Genomic DNA, 19,126 nt, shown 5'->3' on the forward strand with positions numbered 1-19,126 from the left:
TTATATCTTGCACTTATATGTTACTTTTAGTTTATTGGTTGTATTTTTACTGCAAATTGACAGTGTTACTACAAATAATAGAGCACTGCCACACAAAATAAATACACAATTATATACAAAAGAGTGTGAGATTATCATATACGTGAAAGATTCTAAATATATTGATGTTGCAGAGGGGAATATCTTTTATAACATTTCACACGCTAATATCTTTAGTTATCAATCTAAAACAGGCTACAATACCGCGCTGTATAATAATGAAGAGATGTTCTTGTGAATAAAATTAAAGATGATATTTATTGGATGCATAAAGCGATTGAGCAGGCACATAAAGCACAACAACTCGGTGAAATTCCTGTAGGAGCCGTGTTAGTCGCTGATAATAAAATCATTGCTAAAGGTTGGAATCACTCCATTATTGATAATGATCCTACTGCACATGCGGAAATTATGGCATTGCGTAAAGGTGGGAAACATCTACAGAATTATCGCCTACTTGACGCCACATTATATATCACGTTAGAGCCTTGCGTTATGTGCGCTGGAGCAATTGTGCATAGTCGTGTAAAAAGAGTGGTCTATGGTGCATCTGATCTAAAAACAGGTGCCGCAGGCTCATTTATTGATATTTTGCAACATCCCGGAATGAACCATAAAGTTGAAATAACATCGGGTGTTTTAGGTGAGGAGTGCGCACAACTCTTGAGCCAGTTTTTTAAGATGAGAAGGGCAGAGAAAAAACAACTGAAACAACAGCAACGTTTAATTACTCAAGGCTTAATCATACAAGAGAAAGCCAAATAGCATCTATTTGGCTTAATTGTTATTGGTAATTGAGTGTATAGGTTGCTTGTGCTTGAAATGGTCCTGTGAGTATCGTTTGATTTTGAATAGCTGATGATGTTGCTTCAACATAGGCCATAAAATCAAATTGTACTCGTTTATTATTAAGCTGTTGAGGAGCACTTGGTTTTTTTAATTCAATAATATTATGTGCCTTGTCGGTAAAAGCGATGCCAATACTTTTCGGATCTTCTGAGCCACTCCCAGTAACGGCTATATGATTGGGCATTGTTGAATGCGCTTGACCATCTAATGTGATAGTGACACTTTTATAAATATCTTGGCTACAATTTTCTAAACTGATACTAAAAGCAACGGGGTTGCTTTTTTGTAGTGAATAGAGATCTTTTGCAGATATTTGTTTGAAATCAATAACTTTATTTTCATCTCCCGCAACAATCGTACAACCATGTGCAACAACAACACCTTTAAATTCCATCTCTCCACCAATAATATCAGTGGCAGCAAAAGTGTTCGGAGAGAGCAATAACAAGCAAGTTATAGCTGACTTTATTATGCTGTTTTTCATTACATAAACTCCGCAATGAGTGTCGCATGAGCTGAAAATTCACCTTCGGTAATTTTACTGCCCGCTTTGGCGATGGGGGCTGCACTTACTTCCCAATTTCCGTTGAAATTATTGAGTTTGCCAACCGAGAAATATTGGTTAGGTGGGATAATCGTACCTGACTTATCTCTTAAGACGATACCTAAGTTACTTCTATCTACAGAGCCTGTTGTACCAAGGTAGTTAGAATCAAAACTCGCAATACCTGAGCTACCAGTCTGAACTTTAAACATTATTCTGCTATTAGGATCGGTAAAACTTCCCCCTTCGCATTTGATGGGGATGTTGCGAGTAATTTTGTAGTTTTGTCCATTGAGATAATCAGAGGTATTTCCTACATTACCAAAGTCAAAGGTAATTGGTGAACCATTATTAAAAATACATTTATCTTTAGTGGTAATGATCCCCGAGGTGATCACTAATTTAGAAATGGGCTCTGAACCATAGGTTTTTGGCGCACCGCTGTGACTTACCATGGCATACATTTGTGCAAGAGATTGCCCATTAAGACTGACACCATTAATAATGGGTTTTCTTAAACGGAAGGTGAGTTGACCGCTACTTCCTGAGGAAATATGCGGTTTAGGCGAAGAGGGGACTCTGCAACCTTGTTGGTTATTTCTATTATTAGGTATGTCAGAAAAGGGCACCGTGGGTAAAGGATTAGGCCCCCAAATTTCAAAATTAATTTTGATATCAACATACTCATTTAATTGATAAAAATTATTACCAACAGGGGGTAAATCAGTCGTTGCTTTAAAATAGGTTAATGCACGATCATAGATACGTGAGTTAGGACAATATACTGTCCCATCATAGCGATCAGGCAACGAAAAGTTTACTGTTGCTAATTCTCCTGCTTTGTTATTAGGAAAGGTGGTGTGATCTAATACTGCATAGAAAATATTAGGGCCACCATTGGTTCTCACTTCACCTTGTAAATAAGCAATTGCGTGCAACGGCATTAAAGAAACAATGCCGGCACAAAATAGCATTACTGATTTGGAATGAATGTTTTTTTTATTGAGGATCATTTTATTCCTACCGGCATCAAGTTTATTAATATTTAGGTTGTTGATCTTTAGGGGCTACTTTGCAGCTATCTTGCTGACATACAAATTTGAGCTCTGGGTGTCCACCGTAATCATTTACATACATCATATAAAACTGATTAACGTTACTGGTTTTTACTGGTATATCCAGTGAAGCTTTTGGCGCAACCATTAATCCTGGGAAGGTAGTTAATTTATCGCTATCCTCACCATTTAATTTATTAGAAAGTGAGATAATCGTGATGTAATAAGGGGTTGGATTATTAACAATAAATTTATTACCTTGTTTTTTAAACACCAGTTGATCTTGCCAAACCATTCCCGGTTTTTCAGGTACTATGGCACTAGGGCGATAGAATAATTTAATGCGTGACTGCATCGCCATCTGTAATACGTTGGCTTGTTTTGGTGCGGGTGGAATTTCACGCACATTTAAATAAAACAGTGATTCTCTATCTTGAGGTAATAGCCCAACTTCAGCTGTTTTTGTAATGCGAACTACGCCTTTTTGAGCACCATCAAGGCGTTGTAACGGTGGAAGTGCCACTAAGGGTGAAGAGATCTTCTGCCCATTTTCATTTTCAACCCAAGATTGCGCTAAAAAAGGAATATCAGGGCTGGTATTTTTTAAATTAACACTGGCTGAGTTTTCATTGCCCGTTAATACAATACGAGTTCTATCCAGTGAAACACCCGCTTGCGTTGTATTCACTAGACTCAGTGCCAGCAAAGAGCCACAAAATAGTGTTTTTAGTGTGCTGAATGAGTTCATGTTAATTATCTCTCATTATTAATTTTATTTGTTAACGATCCTGACAAACGAGCGATTGATGTTTTAAGGGATCTGTTATTTCCGAGGGAATGGTAATTGAACATTGTGTTTTACCGTTCCAAATTACATTTAATGATTCATTAAGGTTAACACCCGCAATATAAACAAGGCCTTCTTCCATCACCATACCAATACTTTCCCCTTTTTGATTGGTGACTTCTGCACCAAAAGGAGGGTATTTATTATCAGTTGTCTGTAAGACAGCCATTAAGCGTTCACCTTGACGAACCGGAAATTGGTAATAACCAATGGCACCTTCTGTTAAGGTTGTTGAAGCAATGGCTTTACGCGTTTCAATATCTTGATCCATCTTATCGACGTCAATACGTGCATCAACATTGTTATAACTTGTTAAGTCGGTTAGTACGCCAATGCCGAAGCGGTTCGTAGTCGTGCTTTGACCATTAAAGGGCACCCCTGCAACACCATCAGTATCCACCATTATTCTTGCGGTGCTAGAGGTCATACTGCTACTGTGTAATGCAGCGCCATAACGAGTAGCAGTAAAACCGCCTTTTATCGTTGCGCCCACGGCTAAGTAATTATCTTGTTGATAGCTTGCATTGGCATTGATTTCTGCATACTGAGAACGATGTTGATAATAACCATCGGTATTGGCTTTCTTATCAGAACTTAAGCCTGCTCTTATGCGCCATAAATTATTATAATCACGATTATCAGCATAAGAGGCCATTTGTGTCACTTTGCCATTGTTATCTTGCAAGTTATAACCAATATTGCGACCACTTCCTAATGGTAGTGAAATATTAAAAGAGAGCGTATCGTCAGTATTCCCTTTATATTGGGTACGAAATGCTGACAAGTTGGTATTGATTTGCTCAATCCCCATAATGGAAAAATTACGACTTACTGTGACACCATACTGCTCTTGAGTATTTTTATCCCAATAATTTTGGTGGCGATAAGAGAGATATAGGGTGGTCGATTTCTCTGCATCATCAGCCCAAAAAGTTTTATTACCGGTAATGGTGTACATTTCTTTTTCATAGCCATTATTATTGATGCCGTTATAACGCTCATCAATATACTGAGAAAAAGAGCGAAATGTTTTTTCTGAGAAACGATAACCTGCAAAAGTAATGGTACTGTGGTACTCATCAAAAGTTTTTGCATAGTTTAGTTTAAAAGACATCCCATTGATTTTTTCATTATCATAGGTTTTGCTATAAGACTGTGTAATATCACCAGAAAGGGTACCAAAACGTCCCATATCATGGCCGATACCTAAAGACCATGCGTTATAATCTTTAGCGGTAAGTAAAGCACCACCATAGAGAGACCATGTATTATTCATCCCCCATGAAAAATCCCCTTGATAGAAAAGAGGGCCTTGCATTTTATGGTTGTTCACGGATGACTGTCCCAGTGAGGTATTAAAACGCACAGATCCTGGGCGAGTCATATAAGGCAAATTAGCGGTTTGCACTTGAAATTCGTTAATCTTACCATTTTGCTCTTCAACTCTAACATCGAGTTGACCCTGTACGGTATTTTGTAGATGGTTAATTACGAAAGGGCCAGCAGGTACGGTTGTCTCATAAATTAAACGTCCATTTTGGGTTACCGTCACTTTTGCATTGGTATTGGCGATGCCATGAATTTCAGGTGCATAGCCTTGGAGAGAAGGGGGTAACATTCTCTCATCGCTTTGTAAATTGGCTCCTGTAAAACGGAAACTATCAAAAATTTGAGAGTTTAAATAAGTTTCCCCAACCGTTAATTTGGCTGCGAGATCAGGTAATGGCTTATAGGCATAAATTTGGTTCCAATCAAAACGATTGTTAGACGAATATTCAGAAGAATAATTGCCTTGATATTCAGCTCGTAAACGCCATTCACCCAAGTTTAATCCCGCTTGACCATAACCAGTTAACGTATTGTTATTATTGCCTTTATTAGGGCGAGTTGACGTTCCTGTTAGTGTATAATCAAAAATAAGCCCAGAGACCCCGCTATCCCAAAGCTCCGGAGGTGTCCAATCAGATTCTTCATATTTCATTAATGAGCGCGGTAACGTGATATCAAGTACACCACCATCATTTTTAATCGAGATACCGGGTAATTGGCTAATATCAAAACAATCTGGTGATATTTGTTTGATATATTTTTGGTTTTCTTGGTTGATTGTTAACTTTTTTAAAAGAGTAGGGTCGATACAAGCCACGGAATGATTATCTGCTACTTCAATATAATTAATATTTTGGCGAGGAAAGTCGCGACCATTTAGACGAATATCTAAATAGTACATACCCGGAATGATATAATTTGAGGTAGAAAAACGTGAAAGGTCGACATTATCGCGATCTTCCGCGTCTAGCATATGAATGTTAAATTCCACAGAATCGTCCTGCTCTGCTTGTGAGAAAAACGCCAAGCTTAATAGCAAAGTCGCACAAATGGTCTTCCATATTGTGTGGGGTGAATAAGGAATTAACATGAATAAACGCCTAATTATTATATTAAATAAAAAGTAATTAAATAATAAATATTTATTTAATTACTTTTCATTTTTATTAAATTGAAGTGTTTTATTGAATTTAACGCAGAGGAAATCCTCTGCGTTTTCGCAGTAATTACTTATTTATTAATTTAGATATTTAAATCAATATGATTACTGATAATCAACTTGGAAGTTGATAACGGCTTGGAATTCACCTGGCGTTACTTTAGCGTCAGCTGATTCAGCTTGAACATAAGCAACGAATGGGATTTTAGATACACCGTTAATTAATTGTACTGGTGTAGTTGCAGTATTCCATTTAACTGCTTTACTACCTGCATCCATTAAGCCAATACCTGCGCCAGATGCGTTACCAGAAACAAAAGAGGCTAAATCTTTATTTACAGCGTTAACAACACTTGGTGTATAGCTAACTGTGGCAGTTTTCGCTACAGTTGTATCACAGTCTTGTAATTCAATATCTTTTTTGATATTTCCTGCTTTTTGCAGATTTGCTAATGCAGAAGTTGGAATTTCACTGAAATCAACAATTACAGGGCTTGAAGATGCTGCTAATCCACATGCTGAATTAACAATTTCACCTTTTAATTGAATTTCGCCTTTAGTTGAACTTACTTTTGGTGCAGGCGTTTCATTTTCAGCTGTAGCAACAGAATTAATACCAAATACTAAAGCCGCAGCCAAAGCAATTTTACTCAGTTTCATTATAGATGATCCCTTGAAGGTAGTACGTATTATTATTGACTAAAAATAAAAATAGTATTGATGTCCAAATGTAAAAATTGATGTACATTACATTTTTCATCAAGTCGGATAATGACTGGTTTATATGATATCAGTAAAAATACTATCAGTGATATAAGATTTTGTTAGTTTGTGCAATTTTCATATTTTAATCTATAAATTCCTTTTTGATAGTTTTTTATATAGAAATATTCTCTTTATTACTCCTAATATGGGTAAAAAAGTTTATATGGCAGAGAAATTTAATAGATATGATGATTAACATTATATTAACGTTATAAACTATGCTGTTATTAACATAACTTTAAAAAAATTAATAAAACTAATAATAAAATATAATAAAGTATATTTTTCAGTTATTTATAAGCTTTGTTTGTAACAATAAAGTTAATTTTCATAGATAAATAAGATTTTTGTAAGAAATTAATAACAAAATGAATAGTAAATAGTGAGATAATGATTAAGTATTTATATTAATATTTTCTTATATATAACCTATTCCAATGTACTAAAAATAGCCTTATTGGTTGTTTTTAAGTCAAATTACTCATTCTGTGAGTGGTTTTAGATTAATTTGTTATTTTTTTTAACATGAGTAATTTAACTATTTTTAATAAAAAAAGTATTAAAATAGTAACATTTTTTATCAAGTTCGCAGTAAAACCCGTCCTTCAAGGGGGGAGGATACCAAGTTATGGCACGGTATAGAGAGGATTATGCTGCTAAAATTGTGGTTAGATGAATAAAAAACGAGGGTAGTAAGCCCCTAAAAAGAGGCTATATAATTGACAACTAAGATGAAGGGGGGGAGCCTACGGAGCGAGGCGGTAATAAAGCAGTATTGGCTGAATCATCTTTTTCGTCTTTCGATAGGATCTTATTTTTACTCTCTTTTGCTTGTAGGTATCCCTCTAAACTGAGTTGATAGCGACGAATATTTTCAACATAACGATAAGCTTCATGTCCTCTCGCATAACCATAGGGAAGATCTAAATAGTATTTCTTTTGGCTGAGCAAAGGTAACCGCGCTTTTACATCTAACCAGCTATTAGGATTGGCGCCTTGCTGTTCGGTTAGCTTTCTTGCATCTAACATATGACCATATCCCATGTTATAAGCGGCAAGTGCAAACCAGATTTTTTCATCATCAGGGATAGTATCTGGTAGGCGAGAAAGAAGATGTTTTAAATATTGTGCACCTCCTTTGATACTTTCTTCAGGATCTAACCTATCTGTTATACCCATACTTGACGCAGTTGGACGTGTTAGCATCATTAAGCCTCTTACACCTGTCGGTGACGTGGCATGGGGATCCCAATGTGATTCTTGCCAAGCCATTGCTGCTAATAAACGCCAATCAAAAGTCTCGGCATATTTTTCAAACAGAGGTTGATAATTCGGTAATATTGAGTCAATGGCGGTAATAAAAGAGAGTGTATCAAAGTAGTCAAATGAACCAACATGACCAAAATACTTCTCTTCTAGCCTTGCGAGCACATCGTCTTGGGAAAGTTGATTGAAGTAATCCAACATGGCTGCATACAGACTATTATCATCTTGATTTGGTAAATACCACGTTAATGGACGACTTTCCGTCACCTCAAAAGCGACTGCAACATTAGGGTGAATGCGTTGTTGTACCGCGACGCTGATTGAATCGGCTAGTACATAAGTTATTTTACCTTCAGATAACTCTTCAAGTAGCTGTGAAGTCGTTTTAGTTTCTGACTCTTCCCATTCGAGTTCAGGATATTGCGTTTCTTTTAATGTTTTTAATAAGCTGGCATGAGCTGAACCGGCTGCGACGACAAGGCGCCCATTGAGCTCATCAAAACGACGAGGCCTCAATGTGCCTTTACGATAGATCAGTTGTTGAGAAACTGAGAAATAGGCTGGTCCACTTCGTGTCGTATCTAGCCTTTCTTTATTATAAATTAATCCAGCGGCAATAAAGTCTGCTTTATTATTCTCCAGATCATCAAAGAGTTGGTTGATATTCGTCCGCATATTAACGACAAGTTTCACGCCAAGATAATCAGCAAAGCGTTTCACTAATTCATAATCGAAACCTACGGGGTCCTTTTTATCATTTATCGTTATCAGTGGTGAAGGGATAGTACTCACTCTAAGCTCACCACGAGATAAAATCTTATTTATCTGCGCTTTTTGCCTGTCAGGCCAAGTAATATTCAGTGCAATAATCGCGGCTGAAAATAGCGCTATGATAACGATAACGAAATAGTTAATCCTTATATTGTTCAATAGGTTGGTTCTCGTTAACGTTGTTTTTTATTGTGTGTAAAGTAGTCATTTAAACATGGATAAATTTCCAGTAATCGACCATTTTGCTCAACATTTTGCTAAGACGCAACTTGATTACACCAATTAATGATGAAAACACGCTAAGTTAAATGCTGTTATTTTGTTCACGCAAACGGTTTCGTCTGAGCAGTTATTCTATTATACTAGGCGCGTTTCCCCTGAATGATTGATCAGGCTAGCTGCTAAAAGAGAGAACTCAATATTATGGAAATCCTGCGTGGCTCCCCCGCTTTATCCGCTTTTCGTATTAATAAACTATTAACTTTATGTCAGGAAAACCAACTTCCTGTCCGTGGTATTTATGCGGAGTTTATCCATTTTGTAAAAGTGGATGGACAGCTATCTGAAGATGAACAAGCTAAATTAAGCAAGTTACTGCACTATGGCCCTTCATTAACAGAGCATGAGCTTGTTGGAGAGATGCGTATTGTTGTACCACGACCGGGAACCATTTCGCCATGGTCGACTAAAGCGACAGATATTGCCCATAATTGTGGTTTAGCACAAGTGGTTAGAATTGAACGTGGTATTGCTTATTATATAGATAGCGATACGATGGCCGAAGAACAGTGGCAGTTGTTATACGGTTTTATTTATGATCGTATGATGGAAACAATTTTTACCGATTATCAACAAGTTAATGCGCTATTTGCTGAACAGACACCCACCCCATTAAAAACAATTGATGTTCTTGCTCACGGTAAAGATGCGCTAGTTGCTGCCAATATTGAAATGGGGTTAGCGCTGGCTGATGATGAAGTTGATTATCTAGTAGATGCTTTTAAACGTTTGCAACGTAATCCAACTGATGTAGAACTTTATATGTTCGCTCAAGCAAACTCAGAGCATTGCCGTCATAAAATTTTTAATGCAGATTGGATAATCGACGGTAAAGCGCAAGACAAATCATTATTTAAAATGATTAAAAATACTTTTGAGCAAACTCCTGATTATGTCTTGTCGGCTTATAAAGATAATGCCGCAGTAATGGAAGGCTCCGTTGCTGGGCGTTTTTATCCCGATACGGAAAAAGGGCATTACCGTTATCATCAAGAGCCTGTCCATATCTTAATGAAAGTGGAAACGCACAATCACCCAACGGCAATTTCCCCGTGGCCTGGTGCAGCAACTGGCTCTGGCGGCGAAATTCGTGATGAAGGGGCGACAGGCCGTGGGGCAAAACCTAAAGCGGGTTTAGTCGGTTTTTCCGTTTCTAACTTACGTATTCCGGGGTTTGAACAACCTTGGGAAGAAGATTTTGGCAGACCAGAACGTATTGTCAGTGCACTGGACATTATGACAGAAGGCCCTTTAGGTGGAGCCGCATTTAATAATGAATTTGGTCGCCCCGCCTTATTAGGTTATTTCAGAACCTATGAAGAGCAGGTTAATAGTCATAATGGTGTTGAAATTCGAGGCTACCATAAACCTATTATGTTGGCTGGTGGTATTGGTAATATTCGCGAAGATCACGTGCAAAAAGGTGAGATCTCCGTGGGTACTAAGTTAATTGTACTTGGTGGCCCATCGATGAATATCGGCCTAGGAGGTGGTGCGGCTTCTTCTATGACTTCCGGCCAGTCAGATGCTGATTTAGATTTTGCTTCTGTGCAACGAGATAACCCAGAAATGGAGCGTCGTTGCCAAGAGGTTATCGATCGCTGTTGGCAATTAGGTGATGATAACCCGATTTTATTTATTCATGATGTCGGAGCGGGGGGGCTTTCTAATGCCATGCCTGAGCTTGTCAATGATGGCGGGCGTGGAGGTCGTTTTGAGTTACGTAACGTTTTAAATGATGAACCGGGTATGAGTCCTCTAGAGATCTGGTGTAATGAGTCGCAAGAGCGTTATGTATTAGCGGTATCCCCAGAAAAAATGCCACTATTTGATGCGCTATGCCAACGAGAAAGAGCCCCTTATGCGGTCATTGGCGAGGCAACACAAGAGCGTGAATTAGTGTTAAATGATACACATTTTGATAATAAACCAATAGATATGCCTTTAGATATCTTGTTGGGTAAAGCGCCGAAAATGTTGCGTGATGTCACATCACATAAAACAGCAGGTGAATATCTCGATCGTAAAGATATCGATTTAAAAGAAGCGGTTTATCGCGTACTTCATTTACCCGCCGTTGCTGAGAAGACGTTCTTAATTACTATTGGTGATCGTAGTGTTACGGGAATGGTTGCGCGTGACCAAATGGTTGGACCTTGGCAAATTCCGGTGGCTAACTGTGCGGTAACAACGGCCACATTAGATAGCTATTACGGCGAGGCGATGTCAATAGGGGAAAGAGCCCCTATTGCACTATTAGATTTTGCCGCATCAGCGCGAATGGCGGTAGGTGAAGCCTTAACCAATATGGCGGGTTGCGATGTACAGTCACTTAATCGTATAAAACTTTCCGCAAACTGGATGGCTGCGGCGGGTCACCCTGGTGAAGATGCGGGATTATATGATGCAGTAAAAGCCATTGGTGAAGAGCTATGCCCACAATTAGGTATTACTATTCCGGTGGGTAAGGACTCAATGTCCATGAAAACGCGTTGGCAAGATGAACAAGGAAAAACGAAAGAAGTTATTTCCCCTCTCTCTTTAGTTATCACCGCATTTTCCCGTGTTGAAGATGTACGTAAAACTGTCACCCCTGAGCTTTCTACCCAAGAAGGAAACCGTTTATATCTAATCGATTTAGGTAATGGTCATAATGCATTAGGGGCAACAGCATTAGCTCAAGTTTATCGTCAGCTAGGACAAAAAGCGGCTGATTTACGTGATGTAGAGCAGTTAAAACAGTTTTTTAATGTCATTCAACAATTGGTGAGCGACGGTAAATTACTGGCTTATCATGACCGCTCTGATGGTGGCTTATTTGTGACTTTGGCCGAAATGGCGTTTGCGGGACATTGTGGCCTTAATGTTGATATCAGTGCTTATGACGAAGATATTTTAGCAGGTCTATTTAATGAAGAGCTAGGTGCGGTGTTCCAAATTAAAGGGGAGCATCAAGAAAGCGTTGAAACACTGTTTACTGAACATGGTTTAGCAGATTGTTTACATTACTTAGGGCAAGCAACACCAAGTGATGACATTATTATTCAAAGCCGTGAAACGGAAGTTTACCATGAAAAGCGTAGTACATTACGTGTCTGGTGGGCTGAAACGACATGGCAAATGCAACGTTTACGTGATAATCCTGAATGTGCAGATGAAGAACATCGTGCCAAACAAGATAGTCACGATCCGGGATTAAATGTTCACTTAACCTTTGATCCCGCAGAGGATATTGCGGCGCCTTATATTGCTACAGGCAGTCGTCCTCGTATTGCGGTATTAAGAGAGCAAGGTGTTAACTCTCATGTGGAAATGGCAGCAGCTTTTGATCGCGCTGGATTTGATGCTATTGATGTTCATATGAGCGATTTACATACGGCACAACGCTCATTAAGTGATTTTGATGTACTGGTTGCTTGTGGTGGTTTCTCTTATGGTGATGTACTCGGTGCGGGTGAGGGATGGGCTAAATCTATTTTATTTAATCATCGTTTACGTGATGAGTTTGCCCAATTCTTTGCACGTCAAGATACGTTATCACTTGGGGTTTGTAATGGTTGCCAAATGATGTCAACGTTGGCCGAGCTTATTCCGGGGGCAGATTTATGGCCGCGCTTTGTACGCAATCGCTCAGAGCGTTTTGAAGCCCGCTTTAGCTTAGTAAAAGTAACTGATAGCCCATCGCTATTATTACAAGGTATGGCGGGTTCACAGATGCCAATTGCGGTATCTCATGGTGAAGGTTTTGCTGAATTTCGTGACGCTGCACAATTAGCGCAGTTAGAAGCACAAAATTTAGTAGGACTGCGTTTTGTTGATCACTATGGTCAACCAACAGAGCAATACCCATTAAACCCTAACGGATCAGTAAAAGGGATCACCGCTGTTACCACAACAGATGGCCGCTCAACAATCATGATGCCTCACCCTGAGCGCGTTTTTAGAACAGTGAGCCATTCTTGGCATCCAGAAAATTGGGGAGAAGATAGCCCTTGGATGCGCTTATTCCGTAATGCCAGAAAGCAATTTGACTAATGATGTAATAAAAAAGAGTCAGTGTTATACCCCAAAGCCCCTCAAGTTAGAGGGGCTTTATTTTGTTGATATAAAAGGGAAAAATTAACAATGTATAAAATCGGCGACACATCATTTTTTCATTGTCGTCAAAAGGTGACATTTAACTTGTTGAATTTTAATGATTTAATATTTTTTAATTAACGGTGTCTGGAAATGGAGACAGCTTGTTGATTTTTTCGCTATCAAAAATTGGGGCTGTTTTTTATTTTAGTAAGATAAAAATACTTTTTCGTTTAAAATTAATATCTTATGATTTTAATCGAAAAGTTGGCACGCCTTGTGCATTATATTAATCAGTTGCTCATTCAACTTTTTATGTCGGTCCACAATATGGGTGGGAACATACCACATAAGCCAAGAATGACGCCAGAGTAAGGTGCCTACCGTCCAACATCATGATACTCGCCTTCGGGCCTTATCAAACACAGGGCGACACGTGGAGTGAGGCACCACCTTCATTCTCTTTTAGAGAGAAAAGAGATGAATATTGACGAGCGGAATATCTCAGTAAGATATTCCGCTCTCCCATTTCTAGAGCCTGTTGCGTGTTCTCGCTTGTGTTCGTTTTCCTATCTGAATTTCAATGTCGGACTTTTTTCTTGTTATTAAGTCATGTAGCATCGCATTACTCTAATAGGTGTTGAGATGATTTCATTGAAAAAGTGGCGTATTTTCCCCCGATCTTTAAGACAATTGGTTATCATGGCATTTTGGATGGTGCTGTTACCGCTTCTCGTCCTTGCCTATCAGGCTTATCAAAGTTTGGATCAGCTTAGTAACCAAGCCGCTATTACCAATAAAAATGCGTTAGCGGATACCGAGCGTAGCGAGGTGATGCGTAATTTAGCTATTGAAATGGAAGGAAATTATCGACGATATTGTGTATTGCGTGATAAAACTGATGAAGAAATGTATCAACAGCGTTATCAACAATACAGCAAAATGTTCTCTACCTTGCAGCAGACCATCATCCCTCTTTCTGAGTCTAAAGAAGCACAAGCCTTGAATACTTCTTTGAAAACGCTTAAATCAATTCAATGCAAAAATAGTGAACCCACTTCTCAAATGCAACAAGCATTAGAGCAATTTTCTTATGCCAATAACCGCATTGTCGTGTTAACCAAAGAGATTATTTTTAGTCGTGGCGAGCAACTACAAATGGCTATTGCTGAAAAAGGGCGTTATTTTGGTTGGCAAAGTTTAATTGTTTTTGTTTTTAGCCTGATTTTAATTGCCTTATTTACCCGTATGATCATCGGTCCGGTTAAAGGTATAGAAAAAATGATTAACCGATTGGGGGAAGGACGTACATTAAATAATAACTTGAATTCGTTTCAGGGACCCCGTGAATTACGCTCTTTAGCTCAACGTATTATTTGGTTAAGTGAACGCCTTGCATGGCTAGAATCGCAACGCCATGAGTTTTTACGTCATATTTCTCATGAGTTAAAAACACCGTTAGCCAGTATGCGCGAAGGAACAGAATTATTAGCGGATGAAGTAGCAGGGCCTTTAACCTTAGATCAAAAAGAAGTCGTAGCTATTCTTGATAATAGTAGTAAACAACTTCAATTATTAATTGAGCAACTACTTGATTATAATCGTAAACTTTCCGAAGTACCTCAGCAAATTGAGGAAGTTGATTTAACCACATTAGTGAATGATGTGGTGTTAGCGCATAGTTTACCCGCCCGAGCGAAAGGCATTAAGACGATAATTTCACTTGATCTGAAAAAATGTCGAGCAGAAACGACGTTATTATCAAGAGTTATTGATAATCTCTACTCGAATGCGGTGCACTATGGCGCTGAATCGGGTAATATCTGGATCTCTAGTTATCAAATTGAACAGAAAATAGTTATTGATATAGCCAATAAAGGCACACCGATCCCTGAATCAGAACAAAAAATGATTTTTGAGCCCTTTTTTCAAGGTTCTCTATTACGTAAAGGGGCTGTAAAAGGGAGTGGTTTGGGGTTAAGTATTGCTCATGACTGTATCAAAAGAATGGATGGCGAGTTAAATATTGTTCATTCTGACTATGCTGATGTCTGTTTTCGTATTGAACTACCGCTACTTTCTGAGAATAAATAATGCATATCAGGTCACAAAAACAGGTGTCTTTTCATCAGTATAAAAAATTAAAGCGAAAGACACTGGCTAATGAGCAATTATCTATGGCCCCTGCATCAATTAAGAGGATCGCTTCACACTGGAAACAGTATCTGTGTTGGATAATGTTGCCTATGTTTCTTGCTGGATGTGCACAAAAATCGCTGACCGAAACCGCTAATATTGAGCCTGAAACCCCCGTTGTTAAACAAAAAACTATCGATTATCGTTGGGCAGAATGTAAAACTTTAGCTGCTTTTTATCATGAAGGGCTCAATAATCCGCTATTTTGGTTACGTACCATTGAGTGCACACAGCGTATTATGTCTACAGAAGCACAACGTCAAGCCAGTAGTGTTATCGTTGCCGGATGGGATGGCGCCTTTTATAAAAGTATTTTATTAGAGCGAGCCGGAATGACGGTTGCTGAACGTCGTTCACAGTTGGTTTTATTAGAAAGCTATCAATTACAATTTCCAAGCTCTATGCGTGTTCTATTATCTACTTGGATTGAGAATCAAACGCTTACGCTTGCTCTCGCTGATGAGAAAAATCGTAATCGCCGTTTTGTTACAGAAACGGAAAATAAAATGGATTTGCTGAAAAAACAAAATAATGCATTAGAGCATGAGTTAAATACCACACGTAAAAAACTCGAAAGTCTCACACAAATTGAACGTCAATTATCGAGCCGAAAACAAGGGGCTTCTGTGGATGCTATTTCTCAAGAAGAAGCACTATCTGATGTTCAATCTTCAGATGCGAGTAATACAGAAAAACCAGCTGATAAACCGACAGCGGAGCAATCTAATACGTCAACGGCAAGTGAGCAATCGATAACCAAAGAAAATAATGAGGTTTCACAACCTTCGGTATCAGCAGTTAAACCTGAACCACCAAAAGCAGAACAAGTAAAACCTGATGCGAAAAATACCTCGACAGAAAAAGAGAATAGCGCAACGGTTAAACCTACTGAAACAGGATCTAAATAAGGAGAATGTGCATGGCTGGCCATAAATCAGCGAATCTTTTACTTGTCGATGATGATCCGGGATTATTAAAGCTACTGGGTATGCGATTAACAAGTGAAGGGTTTCATATCGTTACCGCTGAAAGTGGGCAAGAAGCACTTAAACTATTATTAAAAGAAAAAATCGATCTGGTGATCAGCGATTTACGTATGGATGAAATGGATGGTATGGCGCTATTTGCAGAAATACAGCGCCAACAACCCGGAATGCCTGTGATTATTTTAACTGCACATGGATCCATTCCTGATGCTGTCGCGGCAACTCAACAGGGGGTGTTTAGTTTCTTGACTAAACCTGTTGATAGAGATGCGCTTTATAAAGCTATCGATGAAGCATTAGAATTAGTGACGACGGTATCTGATGAAGAGTGGTCAAAAGATATCGTGACCCGTAGCCCCCAAATGTTACGTTTATTAGAGCAAGCCAAGTTAGTTGCACAATCCGATGTTAGCGTACTGATTAATGGGCAAAGCGGTACAGGTAAAGAAGTCCTTGCTCAAGCAATCCACCGCGCCAGCCCACGAGCTAAAAAACCCTTTATTGCTATTAACTGCGGTGCTTTACCTGAACAATTATTAGAATCTGAACTATTTGGGCATGCTAAAGGTGCTTTTACTGGCGCGGTAAGTAGTCGTGAAGGGCTTTTCCAAGCGGCAGAAGGAGGCACTCTATTTTTGGATGAAATTGGTGATATGCCAATGGCATTGCAAGTGAAATTATTGCGTGTATTACAAGAGCGTAAAGTGCGGCCATTAGGCAGTAATCGTGATATTGATATTGATGTGCGTATTCTTTCTGCAACCCACCGTGACTTGCCAAAAGCGATGGAGCGTAATGAATTTCGAGAAGATTTATACTATCGTTTAAATGTGGTGAATTTACGTATCCCCACGTTGAGCGAAAGAGCCGAGGATATCCCTGTTCTTGCTAACCATTTATTGCGCGAATCAGCAAAACGGCATAAACCTTTTGTGCGTAGCTTCTCAACGGATGCGATGAAATGTCTAATGACAGCAAGTTGGCCGGGAAATGTGCGTCAGTTAGTTAACGTCATCGAGCAATGTGTGGCTTTAACGACTGCACCTGTGATTAGCGAAGCCCTTGTCACACAAGCATTGCAAGGGGAAAATACCGCATTACCTACTTTTGCTGAAGCAAGAGGCCATTTTGAGATGACCTATTTAAGGAAGTTATTGCAGATGACAAAGGGCAATGTCACTCAGGCTGCAAGGATGGCAGGGCGAAATCGAACAGAATTTTATAAATTGTTGTCACGTCATGGACTTGATGCCAATGATTTCAAAGAATGATCTTTGTAGATAACAAAAATTTTTTTAAACTTGCTTTCTTTAGATAGCAAAGATAGCTGGAGAGACTAATTTTTATGAGTCGTAAATTAAAACTCGCACTTGCTCAGTTAAACTGGGTTGTTGGCGATATTGAAGGCAACTGTGAACGCATGTTAGCCACCGTAAAAGCGCAAGAAGATGCCGATCTGGTTTTGTTTTCTGAGCTTGCGTTATGCGGTTACTCTCCTGAAGATCTACTATTTCGCCCTGATTTCCAACAACGTTGTGAAGAGCAACTGGTTCGTTTAGAACAAGCAAGTAAGAAAACGGCCATTGTGGTTGGGCATCCTTGGTGGCAAAACGGTACTATCTATAATGCACTGTCATTTTTCTATCAAGGTGAGTTACAGGCGCGTTACTTCAAACAACAGCTACCTAATTATGGTGTATTTGATGAAAAACGTTATTTCCAGCAAGGAAATGAACGTTGTGTTGTGCCTTTTAAAGGCTATCATTTAGGATTATTAATTTGTGAAGATATTTGGATCAACGAGCCTATTGATGCACTAAAACAAGCGGGTGCTGATCTGGTTCTTTCTATTAATGCTTCACCTTATAGTCGTGAAAAGCCGCATATTCGTACCCAATTAATTAAAGAACATTGCCAAAGAACGCATCTGCCTGTGGTGTATCTCAACCAAATTGGTGGTCAAGATGAATTGGTTTTTGATGGATGTTCTAAAGTCTTTGATGAACGAGGAACAATCACCCATCGTTTAGCGGCTTTTGATGAGCAAGTGGCCGTGGTGGAGTTTGATGAGTTAACTATCGTACCAATGCAAGATGCGGCACCAGAGCTTTCTCCTTTAGCGCAAGTTTATCAAGCACTAGTGCTGGCAACGCGTGATTATGTGACAAAAAATGGTTTTAAAGGCGCTATATTAGGATTATCAGGGGGCATCGACTCAGGTTTAACGGTTGCAATTGCCGTTGATGCATTAGGTAAAGAGAGCGTTCAAGCGGTAATGATGCCATTTCGCTATACCTCAGAAATGAGTATTCACGATGCGAAAGAGCAAGCTGATTTATTAGGTGTTGAGTTTGATACTGTCTCTATTGAGCCGATGTTTGATGCTTTTATGGATCAACTTTCGCCTATGTTTAAAGGTAGCGCTGTCGATACCACAGAAGAAAACCTACAAGCGCGTTGTCGTGCTGTTATTTTAATGGCGATGTCCAATAAACGTCGTCGGTTAGTGCTCACCACGAGTAATAAAAGTGAATCTGCCGTAGGCTACTCGACCTTATATGGTGATATGGCGGGGGGCTTTGATGTTTTAAAAGATGTTCCTAAAACACTGGTGTTTGAACTGGCTAAATATCGTAATACTCTTTCACCCGCTATTCCACAACGTGTGATTGATAGGCCCCCTTCAGCAGAATTAGCACCAGGACAAACAGATCAAGATAATCTACCACCTTATGATATTTTAGATGCCCTTCTTGAAGGCTATGTTGAGCAAGATAAATCTGTTTCTGACTTGGTTGCGGCTGGATTTGATGAAGCCATTGTTCGTAAAGTGGTAAAATTAGTCGATATTAATGAATATAAGCGTCGTCAAGCACCGGTAGGACCGCGTATTACCAGTCGTAATTTTGGTAAAGATCGTCGCTATCCGATCACAAGCGGTTTTGGTCGCCATAACTGGTAATA

Annotated in this window: 12 protein-coding genes; 6 read left to right on the forward strand and 6 right to left on the reverse strand. The window is 39.1% G+C overall.

The features are described 5' to 3' along the window. Window positions 1-273 precede the first annotated feature (273 nt). Window positions 274-804, forward strand: coding sequence for a tRNA adenosine(34) deaminase TadA (tadA, locus tag AACV01_RS13530; RefSeq protein ID WP_004248453.1), 531 nt, complete (start codon window positions 274-276; stop codon window positions 802-804). 19 nt (window positions 805-823) lie between these two features. Here tadA and AACV01_RS13535 read toward each other — a convergent pair whose 3' ends face one another. The 6 genes from AACV01_RS13535 to mltF form a co-directional block, all read right to left on the reverse strand. Further along, window positions 824-1,372, reverse strand: a complete 549-nt coding sequence (locus AACV01_RS13535; RefSeq protein WP_004243880.1) for a fimbrial protein — start codon at window positions 1,370-1,372, stop codon at window positions 824-826. After that, a complete protein-coding gene (locus AACV01_RS13540; RefSeq protein ID WP_004248451.1) occupies window positions 1,372-2,445 on the reverse strand; it encodes a fimbrial protein in 1,074 nt (357 codons plus the stop codon). Before AACV01_RS13540 ends, AACV01_RS13535 begins: the two co-directional genes overlap by 1 nt. Window positions 2,446-2,470: 25 nt before the next feature. Beyond that, entirely contained in the window at window positions 2,471-3,235 is a 765-nt protein-coding gene (locus tag AACV01_RS13545; protein WP_004243877.1) for a fimbrial biogenesis chaperone, read from the reverse strand. A 31-nt stretch (window positions 3,236-3,266) separates the two neighbouring features. Continuing rightward, window positions 3,267-5,753, reverse strand: coding sequence for a fimbria/pilus outer membrane usher protein (locus AACV01_RS13550; protein WP_161683103.1), 2,487 nt, complete (start codon window positions 5,751-5,753; stop codon window positions 3,267-3,269). Between the two features lie 174 nt (window positions 5,754-5,927). After that, the gene (locus tag AACV01_RS13555; RefSeq protein WP_004243875.1) at window positions 5,928-6,482 is read right to left on the reverse strand and encodes a fimbrial protein; all 555 of its coding nucleotides are present in this window, start codon (window positions 6,480-6,482) and stop codon (window positions 5,928-5,930) included. 831 nt (window positions 6,483-7,313) lie between these two features. Beyond that, window positions 7,314-8,783, reverse strand: a complete 1,470-nt coding sequence (gene mltF, locus AACV01_RS13560; RefSeq protein ID WP_012368135.1) for a membrane-bound lytic murein transglycosylase MltF — start codon at window positions 8,781-8,783, stop codon at window positions 7,314-7,316. Between the two features lie 264 nt (window positions 8,784-9,047). Between mltF and purL the strand changes: the two genes are divergently transcribed. The 5 genes from purL (at window position 9,048) to AACV01_RS13585 (ending at window position 19,124) form a co-directional block, all read left to right on the forward strand. Next, the gene (gene purL / locus AACV01_RS13565) at window positions 9,048-12,938 is read left to right on the forward strand and encodes a phosphoribosylformylglycinamidine synthase (RefSeq protein ID WP_161683105.1); all 3,891 of its coding nucleotides are present in this window, start codon (window positions 9,048-9,050) and stop codon (window positions 12,936-12,938) included. A gap of 687 nt (window positions 12,939-13,625) precedes the next feature. Continuing rightward, complete coding sequence (locus tag AACV01_RS13570; protein WP_004248446.1) at window positions 13,626-15,074, forward strand: sensor histidine kinase; 1,449 nt, start codon at window positions 13,626-13,628, stop codon at window positions 15,072-15,074. A gap of 23 nt (window positions 15,075-15,097) precedes the next feature. Continuing rightward, window positions 15,098-16,084: a two-component system QseEF-associated lipoprotein QseG gene (gene qseG / locus AACV01_RS13575; protein ID WP_265823358.1), complete on the forward strand. Its 987-nt coding sequence runs from the start codon at window positions 15,098-15,100 to the stop codon at window positions 16,082-16,084. Between the two features lie 11 nt (window positions 16,085-16,095). Beyond that, complete coding sequence (glrR, locus tag AACV01_RS13580) at window positions 16,096-17,433, forward strand: two-component system response regulator GlrR (protein ID WP_004243867.1); 1,338 nt, start codon at window positions 16,096-16,098, stop codon at window positions 17,431-17,433. Between the two features lie 74 nt (window positions 17,434-17,507). After that, window positions 17,508-19,124, forward strand: a complete 1,617-nt coding sequence (locus AACV01_RS13585) for an NAD+ synthase (protein ID WP_004248444.1) — start codon at window positions 17,508-17,510, stop codon at window positions 19,122-19,124. Window positions 19,125-19,126 lie beyond the last annotated feature (2 nt).

Origin of the sequence: Proteus sp. G2609 (assembly GCF_963896135.1) — a bacterium.
Lineage (GTDB): Bacteria > Pseudomonadota > Gammaproteobacteria > Enterobacterales > Enterobacteriaceae > Proteus > Proteus mirabilis.